Raw genomic sequence first — 15,316 nt, forward strand, 5'->3', positions numbered from 1 at the left:
CGTTTGCCGTGAGATGCGGGCGTGAACGCGCAACGCAATGAGCCGGCGACGATAGCGGAAAACGATTCCGCGCCGATCGCGCCGACATCCGCTTTGCATTACGCGTTGCCGCATGTGCTGCGCACCTTGCGCCGCGAGCCGGCGGTGGCGATCACCCTCGGTTATATCCTGGTCGCGCTGGCCGGGATTTTTTTCAACTACAGTTATTACCGGCAGTTCGGCATTCCCGTGCTGACCTTGTCGCAGATCACCGATTTTCTCGCGTCGGGACTGCAGCAGCCGATCGCGTTGCTGTTGTTGTTGTCGACGTTTCCGCTGATGTGGCTGACCGACAAATTCAATCTGCATACGCGTCGCAAGCAAACCGAAAAACGTCTGCGTCTCGCGCAAGCTGCGGATTCGCGCTGGAATCGGCTGAAAAGCCAGCTGATCGTCACCCCGCCGAAATGGTTCACGGTGTTTGCGTATCTGGTGCTGGTGGTGTTCTACAGCTGGACATTCATCACCGTGTATGCCGATCACAGCGTGGCGCGCGTGCTGGCCGGCGAGGCACCACTGGTGCACGTGCAGATGAGCAGCGATCCGGGTGGCATTCCAGCGCTCGAACAGGATGCCGCGTGGACCTATCTTGGCGCGGTTTCCAACTACGTATTTGTCTACGATCGCGCCAGCAAACGCGCGATGATTTTGCCGGTCAACAACATCGTGCGGATCGAGCCAGTAGCGAATACATCGCGCGAAAGCGCTGAGCACACGAGTGCAGCCGCCAGATAATTGCACCAATTCGCTGAATCCACTACACTGAGCGGCTCTTCGCCCAGCGAAGGTCTTGCCTCACTGCGCCGCAGGAGGCTTTCATGGCGGGTTTTCCGTCGTGATATCCACAAGGAGATACCATGCGTCATTACGAAGTCGTGTTTATGGTCCACCCGGACCAAAGCGAGCAAGTACCTGCCATGATCGAGCGCTACAAGTCGCTGATCGAAGGCGATTCCGGCAAGATTCACCGTCTCGAAGACTGGGGCCGCCGTCAACTGGCATACCCGATCGAGAACCTGGCCAAAGCGCACTACGTGATGTTGAACATCGAGTGCAGCCAGCCGGTGTTGAAGGAGCTGGAGTCCGGTTTCCGTTTCAACGACGCCGTGTTGCGTCACCTGATCATCAGCCGTCCCGGCCCGGATACCGAGCAGTCGTTTATCCTCAAGGCCAAGGACGAGAAGCCGGATCGCCGTCGTCGTGACGATGAAGGCATCGGTTTTGGTGGCGAAGATTTTGATGAGCCACGCGAACGTACCCCGCGCCCACCGCGCGCTTCCGCAGCAGCAGCGGCACCTGCTGAGCCGGCTGCTGAATAAGCGCCGCGTCCTGGATCCCGGAGAACATCATGTCCAAGTTTTTTCGTCGTAAAAAGTTTTGCCGTTTCACCGCCGAAGACGTAGTAGAGATCGACTACAAGGATCTCAACACCCTGCGTCAGTACCTCAGCGAAACCGGCAAGATCGTGCCGAGCCGCATCACCGGCACCAAAGCGCGTTATCAGCGTCAGCTCGCGACCGCGATCAAGCGCGCGCGTTTCCTGTCGTTGCTGCCGTACTGCGACAATCATTAAGTAATACCGACAAATCGGCGTGGCGAATGCAAGCTGATTTGTCGTGAAACATTTGTGTCCTCGTTCAGCGCTTCGGCGCTGAACGTCGATTCGGACAGCGACAAGCTGCGTCGGGCTTTTCCGGCGCTAACGAATTGGAAATCCCATGGAACTCATTCTGCTGCAAAACGTAAAAAACCTCGGCAAGCTCGGTGACAAAGTCAACGTCAAGCCGGGTTATGGTCGCAACTTCCTCGTGCCGCACGGCAAGGCTGTTGCCGCCACAGTGCATAACCTCGCCGACTTTGAATCGCGTCGGGCCGAGTTCGAGGCCAAGGCCAACTCCAGCCTCGGCAATGCGGAAGCCCGCAAGACCGCGCTCGAAGGCGCCACCGTTGTGCTCAAGGCCAACGCCGGTCCCGAAGGCAAGCTGTTCGGTTCGGTCAGTCCGCGCGATGTTGCCGAAGCATTCACCGCTGCCGGTCATCCGCTGTCGAAGAGCGAAGTGATCATGAGCGAAGGCCCGCTGCGTCACACCGGCGAGTTCGAGATCCAGGTGCATCTGCACGCCGACGTGCACACCGTCGTCAAGATCACGATCCAGCCAGAAGCGTAAGCGACAACACCGACGCCGCCTGTCCTCAACGAGGGCAGGCGGCGTTTTTGTTTGTGCGTATTGTGATTTTTCCGACGCGAGAAATTTCGATGCGCGCCGCTCAATAAAACCGCGGAATCGGCCCGACTTGCGGCGTCTGATCGGGTAGGGCCACCATCGTTTCCTCGACAAAACACCAGCCCCAGCCTTCCGGTGGATCGTAGCCTTCGATGATCGGATGTTTGCTGGCGTGGTAATGCTTGGTTGCATGCCGTCCCGGCGATTGATCGCAACAGCCGACGTGGCCGCAGCTTCGACATACACGCAGATGAAACCACTCCGTGCCGGTCTTGAGGCACTCCTCGCAACCGCGCGCGCTCGGCGTGACTTGTTGAATCGTGGCGAGATGACTGCAGTTTCTGCTCATACAGTTTTTTCCTTTTCCTTGCTCAGAATCGAGTGAATGGCGGCGACCACTTGGGCGCCTTCGCCGACCGCTGCCGCAACTCTTTTGGTCGAACCGGCGCGGACATCGCCGATCGCGAATACGCCCGCAACCGTTGTCTCCAGCGGCAGCGGCGCACGCTCAGTCGCACACCACGAATCGCGATTCAGCACTTCGCCAGTGCGCACAAAACCGTGGGCATCGAGCGCGACCGAACAATCGCTGAGCCAGTCGGTATTCGGATCGGCGCCGATGAACAGGAACAGGTGACGCAGCGGGCCGGTCCACACCAAGCCGTTGTCGCGATTGCGAAAACTCGCGCCTTGCAGACCGTTGTCGGCATCACCGCTGAGCGCGATCACCTCGGTGCGCAGATGCACCTTGACGTTCGGCAAGGCGTGAATACGGTCGACCAGATATTGCGACATCGATGCAGCGAGATCGGAGCCGCGCACCATCAGGTGCAGGCTCTTGACCTTGTCGGCCAGAAACACCACCGCTTGACCGGCGGAATTTCCGGCGCCGACCAGCGCGATGTGTTCGCCCGCGCACAAGCTTGCCTCGATCGGTGAGGCCCAGTAGGAAACGCCCGCGCCCTCGAACATCGCGAGGTTGGCGATGTCGGGTCGGCGATAACGCACCCCCGATGCGATCACGACCGTGCGCGCCTGCGCGCTGCGATTTCCCGCGAGCTGCAGGCCGAATCCGGCATGAGGGTGCGGCGCTTTTTTGCCGCAATGCAGATTTTCCACGGCGATCGGAATGGCGATTTCCGCGCCGAATTTTTGTGCCTGAGCAAAGGCCCGCCCGGTAAGCGCTTGGCCGGAAATGCCAGTCGGAAAACCAAGATAATTTTCGATCCGGGATGACGCCCCGGCCTGGCCGCCGAATGCGTGTGCGTCGAGCACGAGCACCGACAATCCTTCCGACGCCGCGTATACCGCAGTCGCGAGGCCGGCCGGTCCGGCGCCGACCACGGCGACGTCGTAGACATGTTCGGGATCGATTTCCGGCGTGATGCCGAGGCACACGCCGATCTGTGCATCGGTGGGGCGCTTGAGCACCGCGCCGTTCGGGCATAGCACAATCGGCATGTCTTCATTGCGCAGGCCGAGACGTTCGATCAGCGCGTGGCCGTCGCCATCGTCCAGCGCATCCATCACCGTAAACGGATAACCGTTGCGCCCGAGAAAACCTTCGATGTGGATCAAGACGGGATCGTTGCGCCGCCCGAGCAGAACCGAACCCGAGCCGCCCTCGTTGATGTATGCGGTGCGACGCAGGATGAACGCGCGCATGATGATTTCGCCGATCTCCGCGGTGCCGATCAGCAGCGCGCGCAAATGCGCGGCATCGTACGCGACGGCTTCGCAGCCGCGTGATCCGGCGCGTCCTTCGACCAGCGATTGTCGCCCAGCAAGCTGGCTGACTTCGCCGCTGATTTCGCCGATACCGTGGGTCGAGGTAATACTCTCGCGGCCGCTCGCATCACGACGATGAATTTCGAGTTCACCATCAAGTATGAGAAACGCGGGGGCGGCATTTTCGCCGACCGCAAAAAGCGTTGCGCCAGCAGCAAAACGCTGCGGCGCGGATAACGCAAAACGCCGTGCGATAGCAATCTGCACGGCGCTGAGAATCGGGAAAATCTGGTGACGTCGGGTTTCGCTGAGGCTCATTGGTTCTGGCGGTGATTGACTCGAACTACCTTATCCTTTTTTTTGCCGTCGCGACGAAAATACACTGAAGATTTTGCGCTAGTGCGACTCGAAGCCGTTCGCAAAAATCGAATCGCTGTCCGGTAAAACCAGCAAGCTCGCCGACATCGCCGTTAGCGCGCTCAAGCTAAGGCTGGTGCCGTTGACAATACCGCCTGGCTGGGCGGCTAGCGCGTTCAACGAATCGAAGCCGTAGAGTTTCCAGGCACCGGAAGCCGGTTGCTGCAGGGTCAGATTTATCGGATGCGCCACGCTGTCCTTGTTGGTCAGCAAAATCATCAAACGTTGGCCGGGCAGGCGGAACGCATAACTACCGACCTGATCGATGTTGGATGAAAGCGCGTGCACGCTGTTGCCGCTGACCTTGCTGCCAGCGCCATCGTAATTGAGGAAAATCTGGAAGCCGCGTTCGGCTTTGCTGTTCGCTGCGGGGGCGACCCAGCGCGCGGCCATGCTCACCCCTTCGCGCGCAAAGATACCGAGTGCTTCGGCTTGCGCCACGGCGCCGCTGTCGGTGTCATCCGGTCCCCAATTGTATTCGGTGATCGCGATGCCGATGTCGGCGCATGCGGCGGGAATCCAACTGCGCATGCGCGGAATGAAATTCGGTATCGGTTGCGCCGTTCCACCGATCCATGATTCGGAAACCCACGTCGGATTGTAGAGTTCCTTCAGCGAGCGCAGACGCACCGCTGCGCCGGTGGGTGTATCGTCCTCGCCCGGATCGGCTTGCGGGTAATAATGCAGATCCAGCACATCGACCAAACGTTTGCCGCTGGCAAGCGGATGGGTGCAAACCTGTTGCAGATACCATTGCGCGAACGGCGTGCCGCCATGCGCGTTCTGATCGGGTCCGCCGTAGCAATTGCCGAGCGCCGAATCCGCCGCCGAACTCCACACATCGCACCAGCCCCACGTCACCGGGCCAGTGACGATTGCAGTTGGATCCTGCGCCTTGATCGCGGCGCCATACTGCTGGGCTTTTTGCCAGATTTCGTCGTAGGTCGGCGCAGCCGGATGCACATCGCGATGCGTTGAATTCCACAGCATCGGCTCGTTGTCGAGCGCGTAATATTTCACACCGCCATTCGCCGCCGTGCCAAACAGCGATTGCAGATGCGCAATCCACTGCGCCTCGTAATTTGCATCTACCGCTTTTGATGTATCGAGCGGATCGTTGCCGACAATGTGATTGCCGACGCAATAGCCGGTGCTGTTGCTGCCGGTATCACACTCGCCGTTGCCGGCGTCGGCATTCGCCCACGATTGTCCGCCGCTCTGGGTGTATTCGGTAGCGTGTTGCGCGCCGTATTTGGCCACCGAATAACCCCAGCCAACTTTGGCCGCGCTGTCCGGTGTCCAGCCTATGGTCGGGATCGTGAGCAGGGCTTGCGCACCGGCGTTGTGCGTGGCGCTGATGAAAGTATCGGCGCTATCGGTCTGGCTGGCGCCGTAGTTCAGGAAAAACCAGTCGTTGGCGGAATTGTGCGATACCGCCTGCCAGTTGTAGCGCGTCACCGAATTGCCACCCCAGCGCTGCAAGGTATAGCCCATCTGCTGATTACGCGCCGCAACACCGGCGCTGACACCGAAGATCAGCGGATTGATGGCACGCACTTCGATGCTGGTATCTACCCCCACGGTTACTGTTGCACCGGTCGCTATTGCTGTGCCGCGCTGATTGCAGACGAAATCATCGAAATACACCATCGGCTGGGTCGCGCTGTTGCTGTTGTTCGACTGCAGGGTAAAACCGTCGAAAGCACCATAGGTGAGATGCGCTGCATTAAAATCGATCGTGGTCTGATGCCAAGTATTGGCGACAATGCCGCCGCTGGTATTGCTGCCGATATCGAACGAACCGAGCGTGACGCCGCCGCGGGTCAGAACCAGCGTGAGCAGCTGGCCGTTTCCACTACCGCCGTTCACCCAGAAGGTCAGATTCTGGTAATTCGGGAGCGCAAATAACGAAGTCGATTTCACACGAATGCCGCCCCAGTTGTCGGGCTTCATGCTGATCGAATTGCCGCTGGCGCCATGCACCGGGCTGGTATTGCTGAAGCTGTAGCTGACCGCCCAACTGTAGTTGTCGGCAAAGCCGTTTTGCAGCGTATTGTCGTAGATCGTCAGCGACGCCGCGTGCGACGCGTTGGCCGCCACAAAACCCAGAATCAAAAACAGGACAACGCGCATGGCATCACTCCGCGTGGTGTTTCGCTTATCCCCCGCGGCGGACTTTACCAGCATCGCGCAAGCCATGCGCGGGTGCGTTTCACAGATACTGGCGCACGACGCGGTCACTGTTGTGTATGACCGGACGTGCGCCAGAAATCGATGGCTGCGAAAATTACGCGGGTGCAGCGCAATATAGTTGCGGAAATCGTGATGCGAGCAGTTCTTTCGCCGCACATGGCCACACTATTCGTTGAATCACCAGCGGAAGAATGCGGCACGTTAAAATGCGCGTATTGCGGTGCTGCAAATCAGCGTTGTGCGGCTCGTCACGTTATCCTGATAATCGGCGATATGCGAAGCCAATCAGGGCGCTGTGTGATCGCCCGAAATTCCGATAATTATCCTGTAATCGCATCGTCGCTCCGGCTAGAATGCGCGGACTGACAGGGAAGGGCACCATGCGTCTGAAGTTCACTGCAATATCCGTACTGATTCTCTTTTCCGCAATTTGTGAGAGCAGCGCGGTTGCACAAACCATCGCCTGGCGTGTACCAACTTACGGTGCCAGTCCCTCGGTTGCCGGTCTAGGGCAGCAATCGCTGGTGTTTGATGCGAGCGACAACCCCTATCTTTTTGTCTACACCAGCGATAGCAATGGTGGTGGCATTCGGTTGACGCATTATCGTGCGGTGGATGGATCGGCAGCGTGGCAGAAAGATATCTCCGTCATTGCACCGTCATCGAGTTCTCTGGGGTCTATTTACCCGACTGCCGCATTGACGACCACCGCCGATGATGCCGTCGTTGCCACAACAAACTACGGTGCGGGGCATCTTTACGCGGAGGTTGCGCGTTATCGCGGAACTGATGGCAGCGAGTTATGGCGCGCAGGCGAATATCCGCAAAAAGATCTGGCTTATGCGGCGATCGCGACCGATAGCACGGCTAATATCATCGCCGCTGGCGCCTCGGGAATAGTCAATATAACGGTGATAAGCGGACATGTAGCCAAATTCAACAACAATGATGGTTCACTGGCCTGGAGTGTGGATATCGGTGCTGGCTCATGTGTGCCTGGCGCGGTTGCCAACCTACAATTCAGCACGGCGGCCATCGACAAGAATGGCGATGCCCTTGTCGCCGGATTCGCGACTCAGAATCAAAATACAGGCCTTGTCTTTTGCGTGGCGAAGTTAAGTGGTGTAGATGGTGCGCTGCTCTGGGCGTACGGCTATACACCGAGCGGCAGCCATCCCTCGGCTAACGATTTGCCGTCGATGGCAATCGACTTGCAAGGCAATCCGATCATCGGAAATGCTTATACCCTTCCCAACACGAGTCCATATTTTAACTTTGCGCTCGTCAAGTTGAGTGGTGCAACCGGCGTTCCGCTTTGGTCGGAGGATCCCGTCGTGATGGGTGGCTCGAACGTTGCGAGCGCGTCGATCATCGCTGATGCAAGCGGCAATATCGTTCTATCTTCGGGAGGCGGTACGCGGAAATACTCGTCAGGCGATGGGCATCATCTGTGGCCTCAGGATTCGGCTATCGGAGGGGCTCCTGCGATCGACTCGTTAGGAAATATCCTGCTTGTACAAAATGCCTCGCACGACAGCACAGGCCCGAAGATGAATTTCCTCGCCTTGAATGGTGCGGACGGTTCGCAGTTATGGAGCAACAGTTTTGCGCTCGGTGGTTTCAACTACTGGGATGCGCTGGCTGTGGCGGTTGATCGCTCCGGGCATTTTGCCGCTGCGCAAACACAATCTTCGTTGTGCTGCATCGGCAAGCAGTCGCTCATTCTCAAGGCACAAGGCACAACCGGTGCCATCGACTGGCACACCAACGATCGTGTGCTTGGGCCTAGCACTGCCACGCTGCTTGAACCCGGCCCTTATATCAGCCGCACCTCCGCACTTACGCCCGACGATGGCATCGTAAGCACCGGTTTTTCTTACAATCCCGACAGCGTGTCCGACTATTCAAGGCAGATCCTCGTGGTCAAGCGCTCGGCGCGGGATGGCCACCTAATGTGGTCATCGACAGCCAGTCTCGGCTCGGATGGATGCAGGCCCAGTGCGCTGGTCGTTGACGGTAACGGCGACGTCATCGTGGTGGGAAACTGTTTTTCAGAGCCACGCACGATCAAGTTGCGCGGCACTGACGGCAAGCAACTGTGGGTAGGCTCGGCGCAAAGCAGTTGTGCTTATGCAGTTGCTTCGTCGGTTGCCATCGATGCGGCGAATGACGTTTACGCAACAGGCTGGTGCCAGCAGCCAAATGGCCTGCTCACGGTAAAATACGCAAGCGCTACCGGCACACCTTTATGGACACAGATAACCGACAGCAGCTACTCCAGTCATTCACAGAATCTGGTTGCCGTAGATGCAACCGGAGGCGTGTTGATCGGCGGAGTGATCGATCCTTCCGGTAATGGTAGTGCTTTGGCGAGCAGTTTAAGTGTCAAGAAACTGCATGCTGGCGATGGAAGTCTGGTTTGGTCCAGACGCATCGATCGTCCCGCGAATGGCTATGATGAACTCGGTGTCATGGCGGTTTATCCAAACGGCGATTTAGTGATTTCTGGATCAGAAAACGGCACGACCAGCAATACGCTCAGTGCCAGGCTGAACTCTTCCGACGGCAGCGTGAAATGGATGACGCATGATCCTGCTGCGGTTTCTCCCGTGGCGATGATGCTTGATCCAGCCGGGGATGTTTTATTGGCCGGCGGGCGTTCGTTGTGGAAATACGGCGGCTCCGACGGCTCAATCGGCTGGGCACTGACTAGTGCGCCTTCAGCCGACGGTTTCAGCGACAGTTTCAACGATGTAACACTTGATCATTCGGGCAACGTAGTGGCCACCGGCCAGTGCAGGGTCGGCGGCATTCGTCCATTTTGTGTCGCATCGGTCAACGATGCGACCGGGTTGCAAAATTGGCGTTTGATCGGCGTCGATCCGGGAAAATACACCGTCGGCATTGGTGTGCTTGTTGCCAAGGATGGCGGCATTCTGGTGTCGACAAACTACGCTGTGCCAGATACGTCGCCGATGTCGTTGTTGCGGATCACTGGGCCATTTGCCGATGGAATCTTTGCCGCGGGGTTTGAGCCGTGACGCTATGCACTGCAGTCGGATAAAATTCTAATTGCCTGACGAAATACCTCGCCAGAGGGACGAGGTATTTCGAGGCGGATGACAAGAGGTTCAACCAACAAACTGATGCCGGGCGCGGCCACCGCAGTGCGAAGTAATGCGCTGCTCGCGGCTCACCTCAATGATGGCCTTGCGACAAATTACCGGTGCCGTCATTCAGCATCACGCTGACGTTCTGCATCATGCCTTGGTCTTCGTGATCGAGGATGTGGCAATGTAAAACAAAATCGCCGATGTAACGCTCGTAACGTGTGCGGATCACCACCGTGTAGATGCCGTTCGGGTAGACGATCTTCGGTGGTGAAATCAGGCTCTTCACCCACAGCGTGTCTTTCCACACGCCTTTCAAACCGGCGTATTCCGGATCGATCGTGCCGCTCGCATCATCGATGGCGCCGGGTGCACTGACATCCTTGCCGTTCGGGTCGAGAATCTTGACCACCTGGAACGGATTCACGTGGATATGAAACGGATGGCCGGCGAGGCGCGAAGTCAGCGTCCACTCTTCTGCGGTGCCGAGCATCAGCTTGCGATCAATGCGTTTTGGATCGTAACGCTGCGGATCGTAGGGTGTACCACTGACCTCGAATTTGGTCTTCTTTTTTCCGGTTGTCGGATCGACATAATTGGTGTCGATGAAGAACGTGAGCACTTGGCCCGGAGCTTTCAGTTCGTCTTCTTCGATATCAGGGTGCGGCGTGAAGCTCGATAGCTTGAGTCCATTGCTCAGGTCGGTGACGATCTTGTCCTGCATTGGTGCCGGCATCGTGCGCTTGGCTGCGGCGATCAGTTGCGTGCGCAGAAATTCATCGACATTGCCGCTCACCGGCGTGCCGCCTTGCACGCCGACCAGGCCCATCAAACGCCGGCTCACCGATGCCTGCGTCACGCTGGCTTCCGCGGAAATGCTGTTATTGATGACGCAATACGCGCCTTGCTCGGGGAACACCAGCAACGCATCGTTTCGATAACCCGGCTGCAACGTGGCGAGCGTTGTGCGTTGTGCGTTGGCCATGGTCAGACCATCGGAGGCGATCAGGTGAAACGGCAGCGGTTCACCGGTGCAATTCTTGTCGATATACGAAGCGGTTTGCTCGACCGTGAGTCGATCGACGCTCGGCGCACCAGCCTTGAGTTTGCGAAACTGCAACGCGATCGTATCGTGCACGCCGGCGTGGATCACGCGCCAGCGTTCGACATCGCCAGCCTTGGCGATGAAGGTCGGCAACACCTGACCGTTGATGCTGGTGTAGCGACCGGACTGGCCCCAGCTCGACGAACCGAACAGCGAATTATTGGCCGCATCCACATAACTATCGACGCCACCGACATCGTTCGGATCGCAGATCCATTCGACAATCTTGCCGTCGACTTTTCTTGACTTCAACACACCCTTGTCGCGACACGCGTACTGGATCTGCTGCAGCACCAGCAGGCGCTCGGTGAACGCGCTGCCGTCGGCATTTTTCAGCAGCGTGTCGATATCGCCGTGACCATCCGTTGTGGGCAATCGATCGCCACGCACTACCAGCGCGCCGACCATGCCGCTGGCCACTTGCAGCGCGGTCGAGCCGTGCCGGTGCGTGTGATACCAGAACGTGCCAGCCGGATGATCCGGTGGAATATTGTATTCATACTGGAAACTCACGCCGGGATTGATCGACAGCAGCACGTTGTCGCTATTGCCCGACGGGCTGACCCACAGCCCGTGCGCATGCAGGTTGGTGCCGTTGAAGCAGTGTGGCGTATTCACCGCATCGATGACGTCGTCGTCGCTTGCCTCGGGTTTATGCGTCGTGCAACTCGGATCCGGCGGCAGCTTGTTGTGCAGGCTGACGCGCACGGTATCGCCCGGATAAACCTCGATCGTCGGTGCGACATGCGGCGCTTTCGGATCGACCGACGCACCGGTGTAACTGCGCAAACGCACGGAGTCGTAATGACCGCTGGCGGGATTGTAGATTTTGCTGTCGGTGAATTCGATATTCAGATCGAGCTGTTTCTCGCTGGCCATGCGTGGCGCGCCGAGCGGCAACGCCATCAAGGTGGTGCGTGGCGCTGTGCCTTTTTTCACATCGAGCAGCGGCGGGTCGGTGACGATGCGCTGCTGCGCCCATGCCGATGAGATCGAGAGCGTGCCCAGAATCAGGATTGCCGCGCAATACAGCAATCCGCGAGAGTCGCGGTAATCATGGTGCGAGTTCATTTTTATCCCCTGTAATTTACGTGGTGGAACTATTTTTATACGTCGATATCGATTGCATCGAACAGATCGAACACGGCTTGATGTGCGCGCGGAAAAAACGCCGCGATCCAACCCTGCGCTTTTTCAATTCTTGTTTGCCGATCCGCCAGCGATCTATCTTCGCGTTCGGTTTTTCCGCGAATTGTTTTTCCCGCAGCTAGATAGAGTCGGCAGTGCTGAACCTGTCTCACCAATTTTTGATTTGCTTGCGAAATCGCCGAGGGTGAACACCAGCGCAAAAAATTTTGCACGGTCGTGACAGTTCACTGCGCGAAAAACCGATAAGTGATTACGGGCCTATTTTTGGCCGGCACTTGCGGAGCTTGCGATGATGTTCTGTTCGGATTTTCAGCACGGCCGATGCTTGTCCCGCGTGCAGTGCGCTCGGCGCATGGCGAGTGGATTCGCACGTAGCGTCGTCGCCTTGGCGATGCTCTGGTGTCTGGCCATTTTCAGTAGCGCTCCGGCCGCTGCCGCGCCGTTCGCCTATGTTACCAATCGCACCGATGCCACCGTTTCGGTGATCGATATCGCCACCAATACCGTGGTCGCGACGGTGCCTGTGGGTGCCAATCCATACAGCGCGACGGTGTCGCACGACAACGCCCGTATCTACGTTGCCAATTTCAGTGACAACAGCATCAGCATCATCGATGCGATCAGCAACACGGTAACCACCACACTCACGAATTTCTGCACCAATCCGGCGTGGGTGACGATCACACCGGACGGCAGCGAGGCCTGGGTGAGCTGCTTCAACGGCGGCATCGTGCAACGGCTGAATCTTGCTTCGAACACGGTCACGGGCACGGTCAGCGGCATGTCGCGACCGCTCGGCATCGCCTTCAAGCACGATGGCTCGCGCGCTTACATCGTCTGCAATTCGGGATTCACGCTGCGCGTAATCGATACCGCGACGAATACACAGGTGGGAAGTATCGGCACCGGCTTCAATGCGATCGACGTGTCGATCGATCCCACCGATCACTATGCCTACGTCGTCGCCAACGGTGACAACCGCATCGACATCCTTGATCTGACCGGACAGGCGTCGCCGAACTACTACTCGTTACCGTCGCCGCCGGTCGCGCTAACGCTCAATAGTGCCGGTACGCGCATCTACACCACGACCAACAGCGGTAACGTCTATAACGTCAACGTGGCGACATTTGCACTCACGCCGATCGGTGTCGGCGCGGGTCCGTACGGCCTTGATCTCACCGGTGACGGCAGTCGTCTGTACGTGACCAATGCCTATGCGGGCACGGTCTCGGCGGTGGATGTCGCGAGCAATACCGTGATCGCGACGATCCCGGTCGGGGGCGGGCCACAGACCTTCGGCCACTTCGTCGCTAAAGGCCCGCCGCCAGCGACAAGCTTGCCGAGTGCACCGCGCAATCTCATCGCTACGGCCGGCATTGGCCAGGCCAGTATCAGCTTCGATCCGCCACTCGCACCCGGCGGCACGATCCTGCATTACACGATGAGTTGCGGCGCACACAGCGCCATCGGCACAGCATCACCGATCGTCGTCACCGGATTGAGCAACGGCGTATCCGTCACCTGCACCGCGGTGGCGACCAACTCGATCGGCGACAGCGTGCCGTCGGCACCGTCGAATGCGATGACACCGATGGCCGTATTACCCGCGGCGCCGAGCAACGCCATCGCGACGCGTGGCAATGCACAGGTCAGCGTCGCGTTCACGGCGTCGGCCTACGATGGCGGAGCGCCGATCACGAGTTATGGCGTTACCTGTGGATCACAACGTATCAACGGCAGTGCTTCGCCGATCGTGGTCACTGGCCTCAGCAACGGTATCGCGGTGACGTGCGTCGTGGTCGCGACGAATGTGATCGGTGATGGCCCGGCGTCGGCGCCCTCGAACAGCGTGATACCCGCGTCCGTACCCGATGCAGCGACGGCCGTGGTCGCCACGCGCGGTAATACTCAGGTCAGTGTTGCCTTCATACCCGGCAGCAACCAAGGTTTGCCGATCAGCAATTTTCATGTCGTGTGCGCTACCCGGAGTGCGGATGGTTTGGCATCGCCGATCGTAGTCGGTGGACTGACCAATGGTGTAGCGGTGGCGTGCAGCGTGATCGCGACCAACGCGCTCGGCGACGGCCCGGCATCGGCGCAGTCGAATGCGGTCATCCCGGCGACGATTCCCGATGCGCCGCTCGCGGTCAGCGCGACACGTGGCAATGCGCAGGTCAGCGTCGCATTCACGGCGGGTGTGAGCAACGGCGGCGCGGTCGTGAGCGGATACACCGCGACCTGCGGCAATCAGTCGATGTCGGGTGCCACGGCACCGATCGTCGTCAGCGGATTGAGCAATGGCGTGGCGGTCAGCTGCAGCGTGATTGCGAACAATGTGATCGGCAACAGCGCGCCGTCCGCGCCGTCGAATAGCGTTACTCCGGCGACGGTAGCGGATGCGCCGATGAACGTCGTGGCGACGCGCGGCAATGCGCAGGTCAACGTCGCCTTTGATGCCGGCGAAGGCAACGGCGGTGCAGCGGTGAATGGATTCACGGCGACGTGTGGCGGTCAGTCGATTTCGGGTGCGGCATCGCCACTGCTGGTCACCGGGTTGAGCAACGGTACACCGGTCAATTGCAGCGTCATCGCGAGTAACGATGTCGGCAACAGCCTTGCTTCATCGCCGTCGAACACGGTTACGCCCGCGACCGTGCCCGGCGCACCGAGCGCTGTTGTCGCCACGCCGGGCAACGCACGCGTAACGCTGGTATTCGCCGCACCAAGCGACAACGGCGGCAGTGCGGTCAACGGTTACATCGCGAGTTGCGGCTCGCAAAGCGGATTCGCTGCGGCCTCGCCGGTGATCGTCTCCGGCTTGAGCAACGGTGTGCCCGTGAGCTGCACGGTTTATGCGATCAACGATGTCGGCAACGGACCCGCATCGCTCGCATCAGCCGCGGTGACACCGATCATCGTCGCCAACATCTCGATCAGTGTCGATGACGGCGCCGATTTTCTGCCGGGCGGCACAACCATCAGCTATCTGATCGAGCTGAGCAATGCCGGTTCGACCGGTGTCAGCGGCGCGCATATTGTCGATGCGCTCGGCACACAGTTCAGCGCGACCGCGTGGATCTGCAGCGGCCAGGGCGGCGGCAGTTGCGCGAGCAGCGGTACTGGCGATCTCGATGCGCTGGTCAATCTGCCAGCCGGCGCGAGCGTGAGTTTTTTACTCAGCGGACTGCTCGCGCCATTGCCGGAAACACCGATCAGCAATACCGCGACGGTCACACTGCCGAGCGGCTACAGCAATACGCACGCCGGCAACGGCAGCACAAGCGATGGCCCGGATACAGTTGGGATTTTTCGCGGCAGTTTTGAATGACGGCGATAGCAACTTCGCA

Annotated in this window: 11 protein-coding genes; 6 read left to right on the plus strand and 5 right to left on the minus strand. The window is 58.9% G+C overall.

Features of this window, described 5'->3' with window-relative positions; genetic code table 11:
• The first annotated feature begins 21 nt into the window (after positions 1-21).
• From ELE36_RS06410 to rplI, 4 genes are all read left to right on the plus strand, one after another.
• On the plus strand, positions 22-774 hold the full coding sequence (locus tag ELE36_RS06410) for a hypothetical protein (RefSeq protein WP_129832279.1): 753 nt from the start codon (positions 22-24) through the stop codon (positions 772-774).
• Positions 775-896: 122 nt separating this feature from the next.
• The gene (gene rpsF, locus ELE36_RS06415; protein WP_129832280.1) at positions 897-1,358 is read left to right on the plus strand and encodes a 30S ribosomal protein S6; all 462 of its coding nucleotides are present in this window, start codon (positions 897-899) and stop codon (positions 1,356-1,358) included.
• A 29-nt stretch (positions 1,359-1,387) separates the two neighbouring features.
• A complete protein-coding gene (gene rpsR, locus ELE36_RS06420) occupies positions 1,388-1,612 on the plus strand; it encodes a 30S ribosomal protein S18 (protein WP_129832281.1) in 225 nt (74 codons plus the stop codon).
• Positions 1,613-1,757: 145 nt separating this feature from the next.
• Positions 1,758-2,207 (plus strand): 50S ribosomal protein L9, encoded by a 450-nt coding sequence (gene rplI / locus ELE36_RS06425; RefSeq protein WP_129832282.1) that lies wholly within the window; start codon positions 1,758-1,760, stop codon positions 2,205-2,207.
• Positions 2,208-2,307: 100 nt separating this feature from the next.
• Here rplI and ELE36_RS06430 read toward each other — a convergent pair whose 3' ends face one another.
• From ELE36_RS06430 to ELE36_RS06440, 3 genes are all read right to left on the minus strand, one after another.
• Positions 2,308-2,613, minus strand: a complete 306-nt coding sequence (locus tag ELE36_RS06430) for a UBP-type zinc finger domain-containing protein (RefSeq protein WP_129832283.1) — start codon at positions 2,611-2,613, stop codon at positions 2,308-2,310.
• Complete coding sequence (locus tag ELE36_RS06435; RefSeq protein ID WP_129832284.1) at positions 2,610-4,310, minus strand: FAD-dependent oxidoreductase; 1,701 nt, start codon at positions 4,308-4,310, stop codon at positions 2,610-2,612. The genes ELE36_RS06430 and ELE36_RS06435 overlap by 4 nt, the downstream gene beginning before the upstream one ends.
• Positions 4,311-4,388: 78 nt before the next feature.
• On the minus strand, positions 4,389-6,542 hold the full coding sequence (locus tag ELE36_RS06440) for a glycoside hydrolase family 44 protein (RefSeq protein ID WP_165371502.1): 2,154 nt from the start codon (positions 6,540-6,542) through the stop codon (positions 4,389-4,391).
• Between the two features lie 440 nt (positions 6,543-6,982).
• Here ELE36_RS06440 and ELE36_RS06445 point away from each other — a divergent pair, with 440 nt between their 5' ends.
• Positions 6,983-9,643, plus strand: coding sequence for an outer membrane protein assembly factor BamB family protein (locus ELE36_RS06445; protein WP_129832286.1), 2,661 nt, complete (start codon positions 6,983-6,985; stop codon positions 9,641-9,643).
• A 157-nt stretch (positions 9,644-9,800) separates the two neighbouring features.
• On the opposite strand, the gene ELE36_RS06450 is transcribed toward ELE36_RS06445, so the two are convergent.
• Together ELE36_RS06450 and ELE36_RS06455 are read right to left on the minus strand one after the other, a co-directional pair.
• Complete coding sequence (locus tag ELE36_RS06450; RefSeq protein WP_129832287.1) at positions 9,801-11,888, minus strand: multicopper oxidase family protein; 2,088 nt, start codon at positions 11,886-11,888, stop codon at positions 9,801-9,803.
• A gap of 35 nt (positions 11,889-11,923) precedes the next feature.
• On the minus strand, positions 11,924-12,178 hold the full coding sequence (locus tag ELE36_RS06455; RefSeq protein ID WP_129832288.1) for a hypothetical protein: 255 nt from the start codon (positions 12,176-12,178) through the stop codon (positions 11,924-11,926).
• Between the two features lie 140 nt (positions 12,179-12,318).
• Here ELE36_RS06455 and ELE36_RS06460 point away from each other — a divergent pair, with 140 nt between their 5' ends.
• The gene (locus ELE36_RS06460) at positions 12,319-15,297 is read left to right on the plus strand and encodes a YVTN family beta-propeller repeat protein (protein ID WP_165371503.1); all 2,979 of its coding nucleotides are present in this window, start codon (positions 12,319-12,321) and stop codon (positions 15,295-15,297) included.
• Positions 15,298-15,316 lie beyond the last annotated feature (19 nt).

Origin of the sequence: Pseudolysobacter antarcticus, assembly GCF_004168365.1 — a bacterium.
GTDB lineage: Bacteria > Pseudomonadota > Gammaproteobacteria > Xanthomonadales > Rhodanobacteraceae > Pseudolysobacter > Pseudolysobacter antarcticus.